At 67.6% G+C, this 20,013-nt stretch carries 19 protein-coding genes; 10 read left to right on the top strand and 9 right to left on the bottom strand.

Annotated features, from left to right (window positions below):
* Positions 1-27 precede the first annotated feature (27 nt).
* Complete coding sequence (locus B3D50_RS00450) at positions 28-216, top strand: hypothetical protein (RefSeq protein ID WP_003163904.1); 189 nt, start codon at positions 28-30, stop codon at positions 214-216.
* Positions 217-222: 6 nt separating this feature from the next.
* Here the strand turns inward: B3D50_RS00450 and B3D50_RS00445 are convergent, their stop codons facing one another.
* Positions 223-1,737 carry an ABC1 kinase family protein gene (locus B3D50_RS00445; protein WP_046651910.1) on the bottom strand — a complete coding sequence of 505 codons (1,515 nt, stop codon included), beginning with the start codon at positions 1,735-1,737 and terminating at the stop codon, positions 223-225.
* 83 nt (positions 1,738-1,820) lie between these two features.
* Between B3D50_RS00445 and B3D50_RS00440 the strand changes: the two genes are divergently transcribed.
* The 3 genes from B3D50_RS00440 (at position 1,821) to B3D50_RS00430 (ending at position 5,667) form a co-directional block, all read left to right on the top strand.
* Entirely contained in the window at positions 1,821-2,540 is a 720-nt protein-coding gene (locus B3D50_RS00440; protein WP_046651911.1) for a 16S rRNA (uracil(1498)-N(3))-methyltransferase, read from the top strand.
* A 69-nt stretch (positions 2,541-2,609) separates the two neighbouring features.
* On the top strand, positions 2,610-3,971 hold the full coding sequence (locus B3D50_RS00435; RefSeq protein WP_046651912.1) for a glutamate--cysteine ligase: 1,362 nt from the start codon (positions 2,610-2,612) through the stop codon (positions 3,969-3,971).
* Between the two features lie 94 nt (positions 3,972-4,065).
* The gene (locus tag B3D50_RS00430; protein ID WP_286948762.1) at positions 4,066-5,667 is read left to right on the top strand and encodes an ATP-binding protein; all 1,602 of its coding nucleotides are present in this window, start codon (positions 4,066-4,068) and stop codon (positions 5,665-5,667) included.
* Positions 5,668-5,691: 24 nt separating this feature from the next.
* On the opposite strand, the gene B3D50_RS00425 is transcribed toward B3D50_RS00430, so the two are convergent.
* Positions 5,692-6,483, bottom strand: coding sequence for a TSUP family transporter (locus B3D50_RS00425; protein WP_088411071.1), 792 nt, complete (start codon positions 6,481-6,483; stop codon positions 5,692-5,694).
* Positions 6,484-7,002: 519 nt separating this feature from the next.
* Here B3D50_RS00425 and B3D50_RS00420 point away from each other — a divergent pair.
* From B3D50_RS00420 to B3D50_RS00400, 5 genes are all read left to right on the top strand, one after another.
* A complete protein-coding gene (locus B3D50_RS00420; protein WP_088411069.1) occupies positions 7,003-7,755 on the top strand; it encodes a DUF72 domain-containing protein in 753 nt (250 codons plus the stop codon).
* Positions 7,756-7,759: 4 nt separating this feature from the next.
* The gene (locus B3D50_RS00415; protein ID WP_286948758.1) at positions 7,760-8,830 is read left to right on the top strand and encodes an NAD(P)-dependent alcohol dehydrogenase; all 1,071 of its coding nucleotides are present in this window, start codon (positions 7,760-7,762) and stop codon (positions 8,828-8,830) included.
* A 101-nt stretch (positions 8,831-8,931) separates the two neighbouring features.
* Positions 8,932-9,657: an acetoacetyl-CoA reductase gene (gene phbB, locus B3D50_RS00410; RefSeq protein WP_003163916.1), complete on the top strand. Its 726-nt coding sequence runs from the start codon at positions 8,932-8,934 to the stop codon at positions 9,655-9,657.
* A gap of 48 nt (positions 9,658-9,705) precedes the next feature.
* Positions 9,706-10,539 (top strand): DUF4908 domain-containing protein, encoded by an 834-nt coding sequence (locus B3D50_RS00405; RefSeq protein ID WP_046651918.1) that lies wholly within the window; start codon positions 9,706-9,708, stop codon positions 10,537-10,539.
* A 54-nt stretch (positions 10,540-10,593) separates the two neighbouring features.
* Positions 10,594-11,616 (top strand): isopenicillin N synthase family dioxygenase, encoded by a 1,023-nt coding sequence (locus tag B3D50_RS00400; protein ID WP_088411067.1) that lies wholly within the window; start codon positions 10,594-10,596, stop codon positions 11,614-11,616.
* 76 nt (positions 11,617-11,692) lie between these two features.
* On the opposite strand, the gene B3D50_RS00395 is transcribed toward B3D50_RS00400, so the two are convergent.
* The 3 genes from B3D50_RS00395 to B3D50_RS00385 all read right to left on the bottom strand — a co-directional run bounded on the left by B3D50_RS00395 (position 11,693) and on the right by B3D50_RS00385 (position 15,606).
* Positions 11,693-13,606 (bottom strand): ubiquitin-activating E1 FCCH domain-containing protein, encoded by a 1,914-nt coding sequence (locus B3D50_RS00395; RefSeq protein WP_088411066.1) that lies wholly within the window; start codon positions 13,604-13,606, stop codon positions 11,693-11,695.
* A gap of 126 nt (positions 13,607-13,732) precedes the next feature.
* Complete coding sequence (gene mtgA, locus B3D50_RS00390) at positions 13,733-14,440, bottom strand: monofunctional biosynthetic peptidoglycan transglycosylase (protein WP_286948754.1); 708 nt, start codon at positions 14,438-14,440, stop codon at positions 13,733-13,735.
* A gap of 200 nt (positions 14,441-14,640) precedes the next feature.
* Positions 14,641-15,606, bottom strand: a complete 966-nt coding sequence (locus tag B3D50_RS00385) for a WD40 repeat domain-containing protein (protein ID WP_286948752.1) — start codon at positions 15,604-15,606, stop codon at positions 14,641-14,643.
* A gap of 88 nt (positions 15,607-15,694) precedes the next feature.
* Here B3D50_RS00385 and B3D50_RS00380 point away from each other — a divergent pair, with 88 nt between their 5' ends.
* A complete protein-coding gene (locus B3D50_RS00380; RefSeq protein WP_286948751.1) occupies positions 15,695-16,396 on the top strand; it encodes an alpha/beta fold hydrolase in 702 nt (233 codons plus the stop codon).
* 178 nt (positions 16,397-16,574) lie between these two features.
* On the opposite strand, the gene B3D50_RS00375 is transcribed toward B3D50_RS00380, so the two are convergent.
* From B3D50_RS00375 to B3D50_RS00360, 4 genes are all read right to left on the bottom strand, one after another.
* Positions 16,575-16,784, bottom strand: a complete 210-nt coding sequence (locus B3D50_RS00375) for a DUF2093 domain-containing protein (protein ID WP_003163923.1) — start codon at positions 16,782-16,784, stop codon at positions 16,575-16,577.
* Complete coding sequence (locus tag B3D50_RS00370) at positions 16,781-17,866, bottom strand: CobW family GTP-binding protein (protein WP_286948749.1); 1,086 nt, start codon at positions 17,864-17,866, stop codon at positions 16,781-16,783. Before B3D50_RS00370 ends, B3D50_RS00375 begins: the two co-directional genes overlap by 4 nt.
* Before the next feature lie 49 nt (positions 17,867-17,915).
* On the bottom strand, positions 17,916-18,899 hold the full coding sequence (locus tag B3D50_RS00365) for a cation diffusion facilitator family transporter (RefSeq protein WP_286948747.1): 984 nt from the start codon (positions 18,897-18,899) through the stop codon (positions 17,916-17,918).
* A gap of 86 nt (positions 18,900-18,985) precedes the next feature.
* Positions 18,986-19,645 (bottom strand): hypothetical protein, encoded by a 660-nt coding sequence (locus B3D50_RS00360; RefSeq protein WP_052747951.1) that lies wholly within the window; start codon positions 19,643-19,645, stop codon positions 18,986-18,988.
* Between the last annotated feature and the right edge of the window lie 368 nt (positions 19,646-20,013).

Below are 20,013 nucleotides of genomic sequence, written 5' to 3'. Positions count from 1 at the left end.
TGCGGCGCCAAGGGAGATCAGGGACGGATGGCCGCCCATAGCGAGACGGACCTTTCAGAAGCGCTGCGCGCCGTCGAATCCCTGATCGCCAAATGCGAGAAGGCCGTCCTGAAGCTGGCTCCCGGCGCGGCGCAGCACACCCTTCTCGTTCGCCGCATCGCTGCCTTGAAGATCGCCCGCGACCTGATCGAGGAACGGCTGGACGCGACGCGCTGAGGCCGGTCAGCGCAGCAGCAGGGCGCCCGCGATCAGGGCGCCGGCGAGCACAATCGAAGCGGCGATCCACCGCCCGGCCGAGACGATCGACCGGGCGGTTTCCTTGTCCGACGATGCAGCCGCGACAGGGGCGGCCGTCAGGCGGCGCGAGGCGGCGCGGATCAGGCGGGGCAGGTCGTCGCTGGCCGCCGATAGGTCCAGCAAGGCGCCGATCAGACGGTTGCGCAGGGCCTCGGGACTGCGGCTGGAGAAGAGGGCGCGGCTCCAGGCGCCCTTCATCGTCTTGACCAGGTCGAAGTCGGGGTCGACGCGCGACAACACCCCCTCGATCGTCACCAACGCCTTGAGGATCAGCACCAGATCGGGCGGCGCCGCCACCCGTTCCTGCCGCATCAGCCCCATCAGGTCGGCGACGATGGCGGGCAGGTCGACCGCGCCCTGGCCGTGGCGGGCGATCAGCCGTTCGGCCCCGGCGGTCAGGCTGGCGCGCGAGACATCCGCCCCCTCGGTCCAGTCGGCCAGCACCTCGGCCATGCGGGCGCCGTCGCCGGAGGCCAGCGACTGGACGAAGCTGATCAGCTCGGCGCGGCGGCGCGGGGTGACGGTCCCGACCATGCCGAAGTCAAGCAGCCCCACCCGGTCGCCGGGCAGACCGCGCAGGTTGCCGGGGTGCGGATCGGCGTGAAAGCGGCCGTTGACCAGCACCATGTCCAGCACGGCCTCGGCCCCGACGCGGGCCAGCCGGTGCGGGTCAATGCCCGCCGCCCTCAGCCGCGCCGCGTCTATGGGCGCCACGCCGTCGAGGTAGTCCTGCACCAGCACGCTGTCGGTCGTGTGCTGCCAATAGACAGCCGGGATGACGACATCGCGGTTCTTGGCGAAGTCGGCGGCGAAGCGGTCGACGTTGCGGCCCTCGGTGGTGAAGTCCAGCTCGTCCAGCATGGCCTCGGTCAGTTGGGCGATCAGGGCGCGCGGGCGATAGCGGGCGATCTCGGCGCTGGACTGTTCGGCGCGGCGGGCCAGTTCGGCGATCAGGCGCAGGTCGGCCTCGACGCGCGGACGCACGCCGGGGCGGCGGATCTTGACCACCACCTCGGTCCCGCCGTGCAGGGCGGCGCGATGCACCTGGGCGATGGAGGCGGCGGCCAGCGGCGCCGTGTCGAAACGGGCGAAGACCTGTTCCGGCGGCCCGCCCAGGGCGGCCTCGACCTCGGGCCGCAACTTCTCGAAGTCGAGGGTGGGGCCGGCGCTCTGAAGCTGTTCGAACTCGACGATCCAGTCGGCGGGCAGCAGGTCCGAGCGGGTAGACAGGATCTGGCCCAGCTTGACGAAGGTGGGGCCCAGCGCCTCCAGCGCCTGACGGGTGCGGCGCGACAAAGGCTCCGGCCCGTCGGCATGGGCCTCGCCGCCGCCGAGGCCGAGGCGCAGCAGCACGGCCTCAAGCCCGAAGCGGGCGGCGACGCCGGAAATCTCGGCCAGACGTTTTCGATCGCGCGCCGCTACGGCCAAGGTTGTGAACATGAGAGGCCAACGCGGGTCAGGCTCGGCGCGTTCCCATCAGGCCGAGGTTGGTCGTCTCTGCGAAAGCGCGATATGCAGGCGCCATGATCCGTCTTTACGTTCAGGGCGACCTCGCCCCCGGCGCCGCCGTGGCGCCCACGCTCGACCAGTCGCGCTATCTGACGCAGGTGATGCGGTTGAAGGCGGGCGACGAGCTTCTGGTCTTCAACGGCCGCGACGGCGAGTGGCGCGTCAGCGTCGCCGAGGTGCTGAAGAAGGGCGTCATCCTGCGCGCCGAGGAACAGATGCGGCCGCAGATCTATGGCCCCGATCTGGAGCTGATCGTCGCCGTGGTGAAGAAGGCCCGCGTCGAGACCATCGTCGAAAAGGCCGCCGAACTGGGCGCCAAACGCGTGCGGCTGGCGCTGACCCATCGCACCAACGCCGACCGCCTGCGGCTGGACCGGCTGGACGCCATCGCCGAGGAGGCCGCCGAGCAGACCGGTCGTCTGGACGTGCCGGTCGTGGATGATCCGGTGAAGCTGGACGCCCTGCTGGACGGCTGGGAGGATGGGCGTCGGTTGATGTTCTGCGATGAGACGGGCGGCGAGCCCGCCGTATCAGCGTTGACGCAGGCGGGCGACGGCAAGTGGGCCATTCTGATCGGGCCGGAGGGCGGCTTCTCGCCCGAGGAGGGCGAGCGGCTGCGGTCCCTGCCCTTCACCACCGCCGTCTCGCTAGGGCCGCGCATCCTGCGGGCCGACACCGCCGCCATCGCCGCCATGACCCTGTGGCAGGCGGCCGTCGGCGACTGGGATCGCTAGAAGTTTCCGCCGCCCCCCTTGAGCATGGCCGTCGGCTGGCCCATCTAGCCGCGACAGCAGAGGTTACAGATGTCCGACACGGCGCCCCTTTCCAGAGACCAGCTGATCCACGCCATGTCGAAGGGCGAGAAACCCCGCGACCAGTGGCGCATCGGCGCCGAGCACGAGAAGTTCGGCTTCGACAAGTCGTCCCTGCGCCGCCCCGCCTATGAGGGCGAGAACGGCATCCTGGCCATGCTGACGGGCCTGCAACGCTTCGGCTGGTCGCCGGTCGAGGAAGCCGGCCGCGTCATCGCCCTGGAGCGCAGGAACGCCGAGGGCTTCAGCGCCTCGATCAGCCTGGAGCCGGGCGGACAGTTCGAACTGTCGGGCGCCCCGCTGAAGGACATTCACGACATCTGCAATGAGACCGGCCAGCACCTGATGGAGGTCAAGCAGGTCGCGGACCAGTTGAACCTGGGCTTCCTCGGGTTGGGCTTCGACCCGATGTGGCGGCGTGAGGACATCCCCGTCATGCCCAAGGGCCGCTATGACATCATGCGCGCCTACATGCCCAAGAAGGGCGCGCTGGGCCTGGACATGATGCTGCGCACCTGCACCATCCAGGCGAACCTCGACTTCGACTCCGAAGCCGACATGGTCATGAAGTTCCGCACGTCGCTGGCGCTGCAGCCGATCGCCACCGCCCTGTTCGCCAATAGCCCCTTCACCGAAGGCAGGCCGAACGGCTTCCTGTCGGCGCGCGCCAACGTCTGGACCGACACCGACCCGGACCGCACCGGGATGCTGGACTTCGTGTTCGAGGACGGCTTCGGCTATGAACGCTACGCCGACTATGCGCTGGACGCGCCGATGTATTTCGCCAAGCGCGGCGAAACCTATGTCGACCTGTCGGGCCAGTCGTTCCGCGCCTTCATGGACGGCAAGCTGGACGCCCTGCCGGGCGACCGCGCCACGGCCAAGGACTGGGCCGACCACCTGACCACCCTCTTCCCCGAGGTGCGGCTGAAACAGTATCTGGAGATGCGCGGAGCCGACGGCGGGCCGTGGAGCCGCATCTGCGCCCTGCCCGCCCTGTGGGCCGGGATCCTGTATGACGCGCCGTCGCTCGCGGCGGCCTGGGATTTGTGCAAGGACTGGGACATCGCCGATCACGAGCGCCTGCGCCGCGACGTGACGCGGCTGGGCATGAAGGCTGAGGTCAATGGGCGCAGCGTGCGCGACATCGCCGTCGACATGGTCAACATCGCCAAACAGGGCCTGAAGAACCGCGCCCGCTTCAGCGGCGGCATGGTGGACGAGCGCGGCTACATCACCGAACTGGAAGACATCGCCGACAGCGGCGTGACCTCGGCCGACCGCCTGCTGGAGCTGTACAACGGCGAATGGAGCGGCGACGTCAGCCGCGTCTATCGCGACATGGCCTATTGAAGCTCTCCTGAGACGCGAGCCGCAAGGCGCCCTTAACCGGCAGGCGCTAGGGTGAGGTCCAGCCCGCCTTCAGGACCGCGCCTCAGGACCGCCCATGCCCCTCACTCCGGCCGCCGCCCCTTCATCGACGGGACAGCCGCAGCCGCCGCCTGACGCCGGAGTCGATCTGGCGACCTTCTTCGACGTGTCCCTGGACCTGCTAGTGATCCGCGACCTGGAGGGGCGGATCGTGCGGGTCAGCGCCTCCTGGGCCTCCATCCTGGGCTATCGGCCCGAAGAGCTGGTCGGCCTGCCCATACTGACCCTGGTCCACCCCGACGACCTGCCCGGCACCCTGGGCAGCGTGACCGAGGTCGAGACGCGCCGCCCCGGCGATCCGGTGCTGGGCCACGTCAACCGCTATCGCCACAAGGACGGCCGCTACGTCACCCTGGAATGGCGGGCGCAGAAGTTCGGCGAGCGCATCTACGCCGTCGCCCGCGACGTGACGGCCAAGGTGGCCGCCGAGCGCGCCCTGGTCGAGGCCAAGGCGGCGGCCGAGGCCGCCAACCGCGCCAAGTCCGACTTCCTGGCCAATATGAGTCATGAGATCCGCACGCCGCTGAACGGGGTCATCGGCGTCATCGACGCCCTGGCGCGCACGCCGCTGTCGCCCCAGCAGGCCGAAATGGTCGAACTGGTCCGCAGTTCGAGCGTGACCCTGGAGCGGCTGGTCACGGACATCCTGGACGTGTCGCGCATCGAATCCGGGCGCATGACGCTGGAAACCCGCCCCTTCGACCTGAACGACGCCCTGATCCCCGCCATCGCCCCTCTGCGCGGCCTGGCCGAAGAGAAGGGGCTGACCTTCCGCCTTGAGCGCGCCGATGCGGCGTGCGGCGTCTTCAACGGCGACGTGGTGCGGGTTCGCCAGATTCTGGGCAATCTGCTGTCCAACGCCGTCAAATTCACCGCCCAGGGCCAGGTGTCGGTCCATGTCGACCTGCTGGACAGGGGCGACGGCGCCGTCCTGCTGACTCTGGAGGTGCGCGACACCGGCATCGGCTTCGGCGCCGACCATGCAGCGCAGTTGTTCCAGCGGTTCAGCCAGGCCGATGCCTCCATCACCCGGCGCTTCGGCGGGGCCGGGCTGGGCCTGTCCATCTGCCACGCCCTGACGGAGATGATGGGCGGACGCATCGAGGCCGAGTCGGCGCCGGGCCAAGGCAGCCGCTTCCAGGTCGAGCTGCCCTTGACGCGCATCGCCTCCCTGGCCCAGTTCGATGCGGCCTACGTCGAAGAGGCGGCGTCAGACGCGCCGCCTCCCGGCCCGCGCCCGCGCGTCCTGCTGGCCGAGGATCATCCGATCAATCAGCGGGTGGTGCAGCTGATCCTGGGCGACAGCGTCGAGCTGACCCTGGTCGAGAACGGCGAGCAGGCGGTGGCCGCCTTCGTCGCCGAACGGTTCGACCTGGTGCTGATGGACATGCAGATGCCGGTGATGGACGGGCTGAGCGCCACCCGCGCCCTGCGCGAGATCGAGGCCGCCGATCCGGCGCGCCCGCGCGCGCCGGTCATCATGCTGAGCGCCAACGCCATGATCGAGCATCAGGAACAGGCCGCCCAGGCCGGCGCCGACCTGCACCTGGCCAAACCCGTCACGGCCGAGGCCCTGACCGATGCGGTCCGTCAGGCGCTGAGCGGGCGCGCGGTCTAGCCCGGCTGACCTAGCCCAGCTGACCTAGCCCAGCCAGCCGGCGATCATGGCTCTGAGCGGATTGGCCGGATCGGACAACAGCCGCGCCGTCATGGCCAGGGAGATAACCACCAGCAGGGGCCGAATCAGCCGCGGCCCGAAGCGCATGGCCGCGTGCGAGCCCAGGCGGCCGCCGATGAACTGGCCCACCGCCATGATCCCGGCCAGCACCCAGACAATGTGGCCGCCGACCGCCAGGACGACGATGCCGACGACATTGCTCATCAGGTTCAGCGCCTTGGTGTGCGCCGTCGCCCGCGTCAGCCCCATGCCCAGCAGCATGACGAGGCTGAGCGCGAAGAACGACCCCGTCCCCGGCCCGAAGAAGCCGTCGTAGAAGCCGATCCCGCCCGCCACGAAGGCGTAGGCCAGCGGCGTCAGCCGGGCGTGGGCGTCCTCGTCCGCCGCCTTGGGGCCGAGCAGGAAATAAAGCGCGATGCCGACCAGCAGCACGGGCAGCAGGATCATCAGCCACCGCGTGTCGACCAGCGTCACGGCGAAGGCGCCCAGCCCCGCCCCGATCGCCGTCAACAGCATCGGCCAGCGGATCAGGCGAAAGTCCACCCGCCCCTTGCGCCAGAAATTCCACAGGGCCGAGGCCGTGCCGACGCTGCCCTGAACCTTGTTGGTGGCGATGGCGGCGACCGGGTTCAGCCCCACCGACAGCAGGGCCGGCAAGGAGATCAGCCCCCCGCCCCCAGCGATGGCGTCGATAAAGCCGGCGATCACCGACGCGACGCCCAACAGGGCGATGATTTCAGGCGTCAGTTCGAACACGCGCGCAGCACTCCGGTCAGGCTGGCGCTATAGCCCCGCGCGAGGCGGACCGCCACCGCGTCGGGTGAAGTCAGATGGCAGGCCTCAGGCCGATATTCCGCGACAGCGATAACGGCCTTCGCCCCTTTGCGAACATCCGCGCCCGTCAGACCCCGCAGGCCTTAGAGCTGTCCCCGCCGTTTCCGCAGGCGATCTATGATCAGCGCGCCCGCGAAGGTGATCATGCACATTGGGAATACCCACGGCTGATAGAGATCGCCGTTGCTTGAGAAGTGGTAGAGCGCGCCTACCAGAAGTGTGGCTGCTATCCAGAGGCCCAGCATCATGTACGCAGCTAGAACGATAGGGTCGCGAGTCATGACTTCAGCATCCATTTGCAGCTGAGCGGGATGCAACCAGAACCCACTGCCAATGTCTACCGGATGTCCGCCCCCCTTAGGAGACACGCACCCGCCCGCTTTCCATAGCCGCCCCCGGTGATTTCTGCGATCAAGGCGGCCTGCATCAGGAGGCGCAGCCATGACAGGATCCATCCATATCGGCGTCGGCGGCTGGACCTTCGAGCCGTGGCGCGGGGTCTTCTATCCCGAGGGGCTGGTGCAGAAGCGGGAGTTGGAGTTCGCCAGCCGGGCGCTGACCTCCATCGAGATCAACGGCACCTATTATTCGACCTTCAAGCCCGACAGCTGGATGAAGTGGCGCGACGAGACGCCCGACGGCTTCGTCTTTTCGGTCAAGGCCAGCCGCTACTGCACCAATAGAAAGATTCTGGCCGACGGCGCCGAGAGCTTCGAGCGGTTCCTGTCGCAGGGGCTGACGGTGCTGGGCGACAAGCTGGGGCCGATCAACTGGCAGTTCATGGGAACGAAGAAGTTCGAGCCGGAGGACTTCGAGGGTTTCCTGAAGCTGTTGCCCAAGGAGAAGGACGGGGTGCGGTTGCGGCACGCGCTGGAGGTGCGCAACCCGACCTTCGCCACCGAACAGTTCTATGATCTGGCGCGGAAATACGGGGCGGCCGTCGTCTATGCGGTCGATGACGAGGAGCCGACCTGGCCCCAGATCGACGAGGCGACGACGGACTTTACCTACGCCCGGCTGATGTCCAGCCGCGAGGACGAGCCGACGGGCATGACCTCGGGCGAGTTGGACGCCGTGGCGAAACAGGCGCGCAGCTGGGCCGAGCGCGGCGACGTCTTCGCCTACTTCATCTCAGGAGCCAAAGTGCGGAACCCGGCGGCGGCCCAGGCGCTGATCGCCAAGCTGAAGGACTGAACCCATGCCCATCGCCACGCGCGCCTTCGCCGCAACTGCCGCCGACCAGCCGCTGAGCTCCTACAGCTTCGAGCGCCGCGATCCCGGCGCGGACGACGTGGCCATCGAGATTAAATACTGCGGCGTCTGCCACTCGGACCTGCATGTGGTGAAGAACGACCTGGGCGGGACGCGCTATCCCATCGTGCCGGGCCATGAGATCGCCGGGGTAGTGACGGCGGTCGGCGCGAACGTCACCCGGTTCAAGGAAGGCGACCGCGTCGGCGTCGGCTGCATGGTCGACAGCTGCCGGACCTGTTCGGCCTGCCGCGAGGGGCTGGAGCAGTATTGCGAGCCGGGCATGACCCAGACCTACGGCTCGCGCGATCCCAAGGGCGCGGCCGTCGGCCAGACCATCACCCAAGGCGGTTATTCGAACAGGATCACCGTCGACCAGGCCTTCGTGCTGAAGATTCCCGACAGCCTGCCGCTGGATGCGGCGGCGCCGCTGCTATGCGCGGGCGTGACCACCTGGTCGCCGCTGAAGACGTGGGGCGTAGGGCCGGGGTCGAAGGTGGCGGTGATCGGCCTGGGCGGGCTGGGCCATATGGCGGTCAAGCTGGCCGCCGCCCTGGGCGCCGAGGTGACGGTGCTATCGACCTCGGACCGCAAGAAGGCCGACGCCGAGCGGATGGGCGCCCGGCATTTCCTGATCAACTCGGACGCAGATGCCATGAAGGCGGCGGCCGAGCAGTTCGACCTGATCATCAACACCGTCTCGGCCACGCATGAGATCGCCAGCCACGTCAATCTGCTGGCGCGCGACGGGACCATGGTCATGCTGGGGCTGATGACGGAGGGGCTGCCGGTTTTCGCCATGCCCTTGCTGTGGCGGCGTCGGCGCATCGCCGGTTCGCTGATCGGCGGGATTCGCGAGACGCAGGAGATGCTCGACTTCTGCGGCGAACACGGGATCGTGTGTGAGATTGAGGTGATCGCCCCCGATCAGATCAACCAAGCTTATGAACGGATGGAGCGGTCGGACGTGCGCTACCGCTTCGTCATCGACATGGGCCTCATGGCCGCGACGGCATAACCCCCGTCTTCTCGTTCGCCGCCAGCCGCGCTAAGGCTGGCAACAAGGGAGACGGACGGCGTCGCCACCACGACGGCAGCCGCACAGGACAGGGAGACGTCATGACGCGTACCGCATTCGTCACCGGGGGCACCCGGGGCATCGGCAAGGCGATCGTTCAACGACTGAAGGAAGACGGGCTGCAGGTCGCAGCCGGTTATTCCGGCAACACCGAGGCCGCAGAGGCCACCGCCCGCGAACTGGGCGTCATGGTGGTGAAGGGCAACGTCGGCTCGTTCGAGGATTGCGAGCGGGCGGTCAGGGAGGTCGAGGCGCAGCTGGGCCCCATCGACGTCCTGGTGAACAACGCCGGCATCACGCGCGACGGCTTCTTCCACAAGATGAGCGCGGACCAGTGGTCCGACGTGATCCGCGTCAACATGGACAGCGTGTTCAACATGACGCGCCAGGTCATCAACGGCATGCGCGACCGGGGCTTCGGCCGCATCGTCAACATCTCCTCGATCAACGGCCAGAAGGGCCAGATCGGCCAGACCAACTATTCGGCCGCCAAGGCCGGGATGATCGGCTTCACCAAGGCGCTGGCGCTGGAGAACGCGCGCAAGGGCGTGACCGTCAACTGCATCGCGCCGGGCTATATCGACACCGAAATGGTCGGTGCCATGGACCAGAAGGTGCTGGACGCCATCGTGGCCCAGATCCCCGTCGGCCGCCTGGGCAAGGGCGAGGAGATCGCCGACATGGTGTCCTGGCTGTCGGGCGAGCGTGCTGGATATGTCACAGGCTGCACGCTCTCGCTCAACGGCGGGCAGTACCTGGTTGGATAAGCCGCGTTCGCCCAAAATCCGCCGTTCGCGCGTATCACCTCTGAAAACATGAAGTCTGCGGTCGAAGTCGTGGCGGAGAAACCGCCTTTCTTCGCCGTCGCAACGCCCAGTGCAGCGACGGGCGCGGGGGTGCGCCTGCTCCAGGCCACAGGGCTGGCGTTGGCGTTGGCCTGTCTGGCGGGCGCGGTCGAGGCCGAGGCCCAGACCCGCTCGAACGTGCAGTCCGAACAGAGCCGTGTCATCCGCGACCAGTCGGTGATCCGCACCACCCCGCCGCCGGGACGCTATGTCTCCGAGGCGGGGCAGACCTTCATCCTGGACCGGGCGGGGTCGCTGACCCTGCTACGGTTCGAGCGCTCGACCGAGACCTGGGCCCTGCGCCCGTCCTCGGCGCCGCGCGGCGACACCATCTATCGCAACGACGCGGGCGATCAGGTGCTGCGCGTCACTACCGGCGGCGGCATCACCGTCTATACGACGCGCACGCCCGGCGGCTCGCCGGTCAGCCTGGCCGGGCCGCCCGTCAGCCTGGAGCCGCCCTCGCTCGGCCCGGTGCAGATGTTCAACCTGATGACCCGGCGCAGCAGCCTGGTGTCGGAAGCGATGGGCCGCCTGGTCCGCATCAACGTCTTCGGCGAGGAATCCGAGGCCCTGTGCATCGAGGCCCTGATCGTCACCACCGACGCCGTGGTCCGCATCGCCCGTTCGCCCAGCGCCCGCCCCTTTCTGGACCGGCTGCGCAGCATCACCGTGGTCGAAGGCCCGCGCGCGAGCGTGACCTATTCCAGCGGCGACCTGCGCGTCGTGGTCGATCCCCGGCGCGGCATCGCCGGCCGCCCTTCGTCCGCGCGCGTCATCCGGGCCGTCATCCCGCAGGACTGACGGTGGACCAAAGGTCCGATGCGCGCCACCTGCCCTTTCGCGCCCATTGGGCGTATGAGGGCCGCCATATTCACTATCAGAGAGGCTGATTTCACAGTGACCTCTTCCCTCACCGCCGTTTCCGCCGAGGACAAGGCCAAGACCCGCGCCATCGTCCCCGTGTCGATGAAGGGCTATGACGCCGACTTCCAGGCCTTCTCGGACGCCCTGGGCGCCTCCTTCGCCCGCTACGGCTTCGCCGTCATCGCCGACCACGGCCTGGATCAGGGGCTGATCGACGCGGCCGTGGCCGACGCCAAGGCCTTCTTCGCCCTGCCTGAAGACGTGAAGCGCCAGTATCACCAGGCCGGGACGGGCGGCGCGCGCGGCCTGACCCCCTTCGGCGTCGAGGCGGCCAAGGGCGCCAAGGCCGTGGACCTGAAGGAGTTCTGGCACACGGGCCGCGAGCTGCCGGAAGGCCATCCCTATCGCCAGTACATGCGCGACAACGTCTGGCCGACCGAGGTGGCGGGCTTCCGCGAGCACGTCTACGGCCTTTACGAAGGTCTGGACGAACTGGGCCGCCGCATCCTGAAGGCCATCGCCCGCTATCTAAAGCTGGACGACGCCTATTTCGAGGACAAGGTCCAGCTGGGCAACAGCGTGCTGCGCCTGCTGCACTATCCGCCGATCCCGGCCGACGCCGAGGGCGTGCGCGCGGGCGCCCATGAGGACATCAACGTCATCACCCTGCTGCTGGGCGCCGAAGAGGCCGGACTGCAGCTGAAGGACTCCGACGGCGAGTGGCTGGACATCGCCCCGCCGCCGGGCGCCCTGGTGGTCAATATCGGCGACATGCTGCAGCGGCTGGTCAACCACGTCCTGCCGTCGACGACCCACCGCGTGGTCAACCCCGCGCCCGAGCGTCGCGGCTTCGCCCGCTATTCGACGCCTTTCTTCCTGCACTTCAACCCGGACTTCCCGATCGAGACCCTGCCGTCGACGATCACGGCGGAGAACCCCGACCGCTATGCGGGCGAGACCATCCTGGCCGAGGACTTCCTGACCCAGCGTCTGAAGGAGATCCGCCTGATCTGATCGGACGGAACGACTGAAAAGCACGAAGGGCCGGCGGAGCGATCCGCCGGCCCTTTTGCTTACGTCCGCGCCCTCGTCAGCGGGCGATGCGCAGGCGGGTGATGTCGCGACCGATGGCGCGGAAAGCTTCCTTCAGGTCGGTATTCTGGTTCGGCTTGAAGAAGTGTTCCTTGCTGGTGGCGCACTGCTCCATGACCTCATAGGCCGTATCCACGCCCGCCCCGCCTGTGCTGGTGCTGAGGTTGAAGCCGACCGTGTAAATGACGATGTTCTCCTTCTTCATCCCCTCACAGAGCGCCACGGACTGAGCAAAAGGGCTACCGTTCGGCGCGCTGCAGTTGATCTGATAGCTGGCGTTGCCCGCAGATCCGTTGCTGGGGGCGTCGCGCGAAATCACCCCCTGGCAATAGGGGTTGTTGAACTCGCCGTCCGTCATCAGCACGACGGCTTTCAGCGTCTTAGAGGTATCATAAGGATTGGCGCTGCTGGCGGAGGGCCAAACGGTGTTGAAGTTCGGCGAGACCGCATACCAGCCCCATTCAATGCCGATCTGTCCTGCTGTCGAACCGGCCGCCTGATAGCCGTCGATCAGGCTATTCAGCCCCATGACCCCGTTCTTGGTCTCGACCTGAGAGCTCAAGGGCGTGAGCGTATTGCTCAAACAGCGGTTGTTGCTGTGCGGATAGTTGCGGCCGACCCAATCGTCCCTCTCCTTCGTTCGGAGAGGAGTCCGGTCCGTCGGCACTAATTTGCCGACACTATTTCGCGAGATCCACAAGCGTTCACTGACGCAAGTGCTCGACGGAAGTTCTCGCAAAGTGCTGTTGTCGCGGCCGATGTAGTATCGGGTCCGGCAGCCATCGTAGCCGCACTGGACAGCACCCCCTCTAGAATAGGGGGATTGCCCCGGCCCCGATAGATCGACGCTGAACTGATCGTCGGAAATCTTTGTCGCCTGGAAGTAGGCGTTGAGACCGCTCATACCTTGAACGCCCGAAATCCTCACCCAGTCGCCCGTCGACAGGGTGTGCTGGGCCGATGTCACCCATACGCGGCAATCCGACGACCAGCATCGACGGAAACTGCCTGTGTTCCGGCTGCCGCTGCCAAAAAAACCATCAAGCTGGAAGGTATCAGCGGTCACGGATGACACGCGATGGATGCGGTTATTCAAGCCAGACGAAGCGTTGCTGACTCCACTTATCCAAACATACTCGCCTGCCTTCAGCCCATGGCTGTTCGCAGTCAGGACGCCGCTGGAGACTCGAGAGAGCGAGCGAGACGCATCAGCCCAGTCTGCGGCGCTGATCGCCGTCGTATCCTTCAAAGGGCCGCGCACGCTGTCAGCGTAATCCCCCAGGTTCACACCCATGGAATAGGGCACCAAAGCCACCCGCGACGTGAAAGGGCTCTGCTGCTCCTGCACCACGAGGCCCACCAGGTCTTTGGCGGCCTCCTTCAGACTGGCCAACGGCGAACCGGACATAGAGCCGGTGATGTCCAAAACCAACGCCACCTCGACGTTGCGCGAGGCCCGCACCACCTCTGAGCTGACGCCGACCGGAAGATAGTCGTCCAAAAGCTTGCCGTAGGGCGGCAGGAAGACGTTGGCGACTAGCACCTTCACATCAACCTTGGCATCAGCCTCGACCCGTCGATTGTCGATTAGGACGAAGCTGGCGGTGTCGCCCTCCTTGTCGAAATAGCCAGGCATATTAGCCTTGAGCGCCGCCAGGCCGACCTTGTTGATGTTGACGTCGTCGGTGAAGGTCGAGCGGGCGGCGGCCAGGGCTGCGGCGTCCAGCGCGTCCTGAAGCTGGGCCTTCACCTTGGAGGCCTGGTGGATGTCGATGGCGCCCAAGGTGATCATCAACAGCAGCGGCAGGGCCATGGCGAACATCATCGCCACATTGCCCTGTGTCTGGCGCAGGAAGCGCGAGGCCAGGCTCTTCAGGCCGGCGGCCCCACAGGCGCGTTTCAGTCGGTCCATCGTCTTGCCAAATCCCGGCTGCCTCGGCGCGGACGCAAGGGTCCGCAGTCGATCTCAGCATGACGCGGTTCCGTTAAGGCTTGGCCCCAAGCTCAAGGTTAACGACGGGTTGCGAAACGGCCGGCTTCAGCGGCGGTCGACGCAGGCGTCCAGTCCCTGTTCGCGCACCGTGCCCATGGCCGCCTGAATGCGGGCGGCGCGTCGACGGACATAGGGACCGGGCGATCCGGCGTTGTAGCGGCGCGGGCTGGGTAGGACGGCGGCCAGGCGGGCGGCCTCGCGCGCCGTCAGCTTGTCCGCGCTCTTGTTGAACCAGTGGCGCGAGGCGGCCTCGGCGCCGTAGACACCCGGCGCCCATTCGGCGACGTTCAGGTACATCTCCATGATCCGCCGCTTGCCCCAGCCGATCTCGATCAGGCCGGTGTAGCCGACCTCCAGCCCCTTGCGGACCCAGTCGCGGCCGGGCCACAGGAAGACGTTCTTGGCGGTCTGCTGGCTGATGGTCGAGCCGCCGCGGACCTTGCCCGAGCCGCGTTGTTCGGCGCGTTCATTGGCCTCCAGCGCCTTCTGGATCGCCTCGACATCGAAGCCGTGGTGCTGGCAGAAGCGGGCGTCCTCGGCGGCGATCACCGCCTCGACCAGACGCGGCGAAATACGGTCCAGCGAGCGCCAGCGATAGTCCATGCCGTGCCCGGCCGCCGCCTGCTTGACCATCAGGATGGTCGTCAGCGGCGGCAGGAAGCGATGCACCGCCACCCCGGCCAACGGGAACAGGGCCAGGATCACGAGCAGGGTCAGAAGCGGACGGCGCTTCCGGTGTTTCGCGCGGGTCATGGGATGAGGATGACTCAGGAAGGTTGAGAAATCTAAGCTTCTTCTCCCTTCCCCCTCGATGGGGGAAGGGTTGGGGATGGGGGTGGTCGCGCGACGGCAATGGACCGGCGCGGGAGGCGGCGCGTCTCTCGCGCTTTACCGGAAACGCATCGCCCGCACCCCCACCCTGCCCTCCCCCATCGAGGGGGAGGGTTCGAGAGCTACAGCGACACCACGCCCGCCTGCCCGTCCTCATCCGCCCAGGCGATGCGGGCGGCGCCGGAACTCATGGCCAGGGCGGTGATGGGGGCGCCCTTGTCCTGTTTGACGAACTGAAGGCCGCGCCCGGCCGGATCGGCCCACCAGATGCGCCCGTCTTCCAGCCCCGCCGCCAGACGGCCGTGGGCGGGGGCGGCGGCGACCTGGGCGATCAGGGTCGTTTCGTCATAGCCGATCTCGGTCGCCTCGCGCCCCATCGGGCCGTTCGAGCCGACGAAGGGCCACAGCACCACCCCTTGCGCCCCCGAGGTGGCCAGCAGCTGCCCCTTGGCCAGGAAGGCGAAGCTCTTGATCTTGGACGGATAGCCGCCCATCCGCATGTTCTTCTGATCCTTCAGACGCCAGCCGTGCAGCTGGTTGTCCTGCATGGAGGTGACGACATAGGCGCCGTCGGTCGAGAAGCCGACCGCCAGATGCGACCCGGCCCAGGCCAGCTTGGTCGGCTGCTGCTGCTCGATGCGGGCGTACCACAACCAGGCCCCGCCATAGGTCGAGGCGGCGATGCGGCGGCCCTTGGGATCGAAGGCCACGCCCGAGACGGTGCGCTCGTGCTGGAAGTCGCGGCGGAAGTGCGGATCCTTGACGTCCAGCACGCTCAGCGCGCGGCCCGAGGAGAAGGCGATCAGGCCCGACTCGGCCGAGGCGGCGACGGCGTCGATCCATTGCCCCCTGGTCTGGGCCAGCAGGACGGCCTCGCCCTCGCGGCTCCAGACCAGCTTGCCGTCGTCGCCGCCGGTGACGATCCCCTCGCCCGAGGGGTGGACGCAGGCGCACAGCACGGCGCCGTCATGGACCTCGCTGCGGGCGCCGCTCTCGAACCGCACCGAGCCGTCGCCCAGGGCGAAGATCGCGCCGGTCTTGTCGAACAGGGCGGCGGTGACCTGGGCGTCGAAGGAGAAGGTCGTCATGTCGGCTCACGCAGGGCGAAAGAGAAGTCGGATGCGCCTCATAACGTCCTGCGTCGCGTCTGTCGCGTGGCGGGTCTATGAGGGAGCCATGACCCTGCTGCTCATTCCCGGCTTCATGGCCGATGCGACCCTGTGGGACGCCATGACCGACGATCTGGCCCCGTTCGGGCCGCTGGTCGCCACCGACCTCAGCCGGGGCGAGGATATCGAGAGCATGGCGGCGGCCGTCCTGAGCGATGCGCCGGAACGCTTCGTCGCCGTGGGCTTTTCCATGGGCGGCTATGTGGCGCGGGAGCTGGCGCGGATCGCGCCGGAGCGGGTGGAGGCCCTGATCCTGATCGCCACCTCGGCGCGCGGGGATACGGAGGAGCTGATCCGCCAGAGGCGCTCGTCGTTGAAGGCGCCGCCGAAGGCCTTCAAGGGGTTGAGCCGTCCAGCCATCGTCTCGTCCCTGCATCCCGATCTGGCGGACGACGAGACGATGATCACGCGGGTGCGCGACATGGGGCTGAGGCTGGGCGGCGAGGTGTTTCACCGCCAGTCGGCGATGGCGCGTGCGGGCGATCTGGAGCGGCTGGGAGAGATCGTTCAGCCGACGCTGATCGTGGCGGCGGACGCCGATCGCCTGCGGATGCGCGAGGAGGCGGAGGAGCTCCACCGCGGGATCGCCGGCTCGACGCTGGAGACGGTAGAGCACAGCGGCCACATGATCCCGCTGGAACAGCCGAAGGCGCTGGCGCGAGTGATGACGGACTGGCTGAAAACCCTCTCCTGGCGGGAGAGGGCTTGAGCCTCCAAGAGCGTCAGCGATTGGTATAGGCGAAAGGGTGAGGGTTCGCGGGTGAAGTCGGGCGAAGGCCGTGGCGCGACGGCTTACGCCGACTGACGAGACAAGCCCCTCACCCTTTCGCGCCAGAACGATCGCTACGCTCTCGTGCGCTCAAGCCCTCTCCCGCCGGGAGAGGGTGTTACTTGTGCGTCTCAACCCAGCGCTGGGTCATCAGCTCGCCGGACGCATAGGCTTCCTGAAGCTCGACGCTCCAGTAGTTAAGCGCCTCCAGCGGGATCGGCGCGCCCGAGACGGCGCAGCGGACGTGGTCGCCGTGCTGCACGATCTCGAACTCGGGCGTGCCGTAGATCAGCTTGGCTTCGGTGCGCGGGCGGGGCGGCGGGTTCATGCCGCGCAGGCCTCGAACCCGGCCTTCAGGGCGGCTTCGTCCAGATCACGGCCGATGAAGACGGCGCGGCTCCAGCGGCGTTCCTTGTCGCCCCAGGGCTGCTGAAGGTCGCCTTCGAGGATCATGTGCACGGCCTGGAACACCAGACGGCGGTCCTCGCCGGCCACGTCGATGATGCCCTTGGCGCGCAGGATGTTCTGCCCCTGCTCGCCCAGCAGCTTGTCCAGCCACGCCGTGAGGCGGGCGCCGTCCAGCGGCCGGTCCAGCGTCAGGGAGATACCCTTGATGTCGTCATTGTGCGCGTGGCCGCGCGGGCCGTGGTCATGAGCATGGTCATGATCGTGATGCTCATGATCATGCGCGTGGTCATGGTGGTGGTCGTGGCCGCAGTGCTCGTCGTGGACGTGGCCTTCGGCGCCGTGGGGTGGGTTCACGAAGTCCGGCTTGACCTCGAGGATGCGGTCCAGGTCGAAGGCGTGCAGGCCCAGCACCTGATCCAGCGGCACGTTCGAACGCTCGGCCCGGACGATGGGGGCTAGAGGATTCAGCGCGCGCAGGCGGGCCTCGACGGCGGCCAGAGCGGCCTCGTCCACCAGATCGATCTTGTTCAGGATGATGCGGTCGGCGAAGGCGACCTGCTCGCGCGCCTCTTTGGAGTCGTCCAGACGCGCCATGACGTGCTTGGCGTCGACCAGGGCGGTGATGCTGTCCAGCTGGGTCTTGGCCTTGACCTCGTCGTCGACGAAGAAGGTCTGAGCCACCGGGCCGGGGTCGGCCAGGCCGGTCGTCTCGACGATGATGGCGTCGAAGGCGGGCTTGCCGGGGCGCTGGCGCTTCATCAGGCCGTTGACCACGCGGATCAGGTCGCCGCGCACCGTGCAGCAGACGCAGCCGTTGTTCATCTCGAACACATCCTCGTCGGCGCCGACCACCAGGTCGTTGTCGATGCCGATCTCGCCGAACTCATTGACGATGACGGCGTAACGCTTGCCGTGGTCCTCGGTGAGGATGCGGTTCAACAGGGTGGTCTTGCCGGCGCCGAGGTAGCCGGTGAGGACGGTCACGGGAGTCTTCTGGGTCATGGCTCGCTAGATGGCGGCTGAGGGCCGCCTTGGGAAGAGGCGAAACCGCTCAGCAGGTCGGACAATCCGGCAGGACCGCCGTTTCCAGCTGAAGGGTCGTGTGGCTGATGTCGAATCGGCCGCGCGCCAGGCCTTGCGCCTCGGCCAGAAGGGCGTCGCCGTCGGGGCGTTCATGAACGATGTGGGCGGTCAGGGCCGCGTCCGTGGTCGACAGGCCCCAGACGTGCAGGTCGTGCACCGCCGTCACCCCCGGCAGGGCCAGGAAGGCGGCGCGGATCTCGCCCACGTCCAGGCCGTTCGGCGCGGCGTCCAGGGCCAGGTTCACCGAATCCTTCAGCAGGCCCCAGGTGCCGATCATGATGACGGCGACGATGATCAGGCTGACGATCCCGTCGATCATCGACCAGCCGGTCAACAGGATGACCGCCCCGGCGATCACCACGCCCAGCGACACGGCGGCGTCGGCCATCATGTGCAGATAGGCGCCGCGCACGTTCAGATCCTTGTGCTGGTCCTTCATGAACAGCAGGGCCGTGCCCAGGTTGATGAAGAAGCCGATCCCGGCCACGACGATGATGACGCCAGAGGCCACGGGCGCGGGCTCGGCCAGGCGGCGCACCGCCTCGAAGGCGATCGCCCCGCAGGCGAAGATCAGCAGCAGGGCGTTGCCCAGGGCCGCCAGCACCGTCGCCTTGCCATAGCCGTAGGTGCGCTTCGGCCCCGCCGCACGCCGCGCCAGCCAGGCCGCCCCGCCCGCCATGGCCAGACCCAGCACGTCCGACAGGTTGTGGCCCGCATCGGCCATCAGGGCGGTGGAGTCGGCGACGAAGCCGGCCGTGAACTCGGCGACGACAAAGGCCAGGTTGACGATCAGGCCGACGGCGTAGCGCCAGTCGCCCGTGTCGGTCGGGCCATGATGATGCCCGCCGAAGCCGTGCGAGTGGCCATGGCCATGCGAATGACCGTGGTCGCGGTCGTGGGAGTGATCGTGATGATCGGGGCCGTCATGGCCGTGTGCGTGATCGTGCGCCATGTCCGCTCAGCTAGGTCTTCCCGCGCGGCAAGGTCAAGCCCCGCAGAAGATAAGTCTTTGAATGTAAATATATAACCTATCGAAACTCAGTGCTGGTGCGTCAGCACTAGGAAGCCGATCAGGATCAGCGCCCCGCCCAGGATGGCCCCTTCATAGCGCGCCCACCGCTCCAGCCGCAGGATGGAGTAGCCCGCCGTGGCCAGGGCCGCCAGCAGGGTCATGCCCAGCACCGTCCCCGCCGCGAAGGTCAGGGTCAGCAGGGCCAGGGCCCCCACCCCCTCGGTCGCCGAGGACAGATAGATGGGCAGCAGCACCTCGCCCGGCGTCACCGCCATCATCAGCACCAGGCCCCAGAAGGCCGCCTTGTCGGACACGGCGGGTTCGGCCAGTTCCGTCGCCGGCCCGCCCGCCGTGGCGGGCCGCTTCAGCGAGGCCCTGGCCAGGTAGAAGGCGCCGAACAGGAACAGCAGCGCCGCCGAAAGGTGCGGCAGCAGCCCCTCGACCCAGCGGTTCAGCGCCAGCCCCGCCGCCACGATCAGCGAGCCGACCACGGCCGTCGACAGAATATGCGCCAGCCCCGCCGTGACCACGGCCGTCATCACCCGCGCCACGCTCCAGCGCTGGGCGCGGCCGACCAGGACGAAAGGCAGCCAGTGGGTCGGCAGGGCCGCATGCAGAAAGGCCGCGACGAAGCCGCCGCCCAGAAGCGACAACAGCACCGGCTCGGCGAGATCGGGGGAGGACATGGCCGCTCCCTTAGAATGTTACCTTATAACAATCGAGAAGAATCGGCGAAGAATCTTCACGCGCGGCGTCACGCCGCGCCGCCGTCCGCCTCGCATACGCGCGCGAACATCCTGTCTCGCCCATTGCATCACCCGTGCAATCGGGCCACAGACTCCGCTAGGAACAAGCTCCATGCGGGTTTTCGCCCCAGACGCCGCCCTTTCACGTTGACTCTTCCGTGACCATCCGTATATGTCGCCGCTCTTCGCCCGCAGGGTCTCCTGGCGGGCGCATCCATTTTTGCGTTCACGCTGAGGCTTCCTAATGTACGCGGTGATCAAGACCGGCGGAAAGCAGTACCGGGTCCAACCGGGCGATGTGATTGTTG

Source organism: Brevundimonas sp. UBA7507, assembly GCF_002478355.1.
Taxonomy (GTDB): domain Bacteria; phylum Pseudomonadota; class Alphaproteobacteria; order Caulobacterales; family Caulobacteraceae; genus Brevundimonas; species Brevundimonas diminuta_D.
This window is presented reverse-complemented; position numbering and strand designations above follow the sequence as displayed.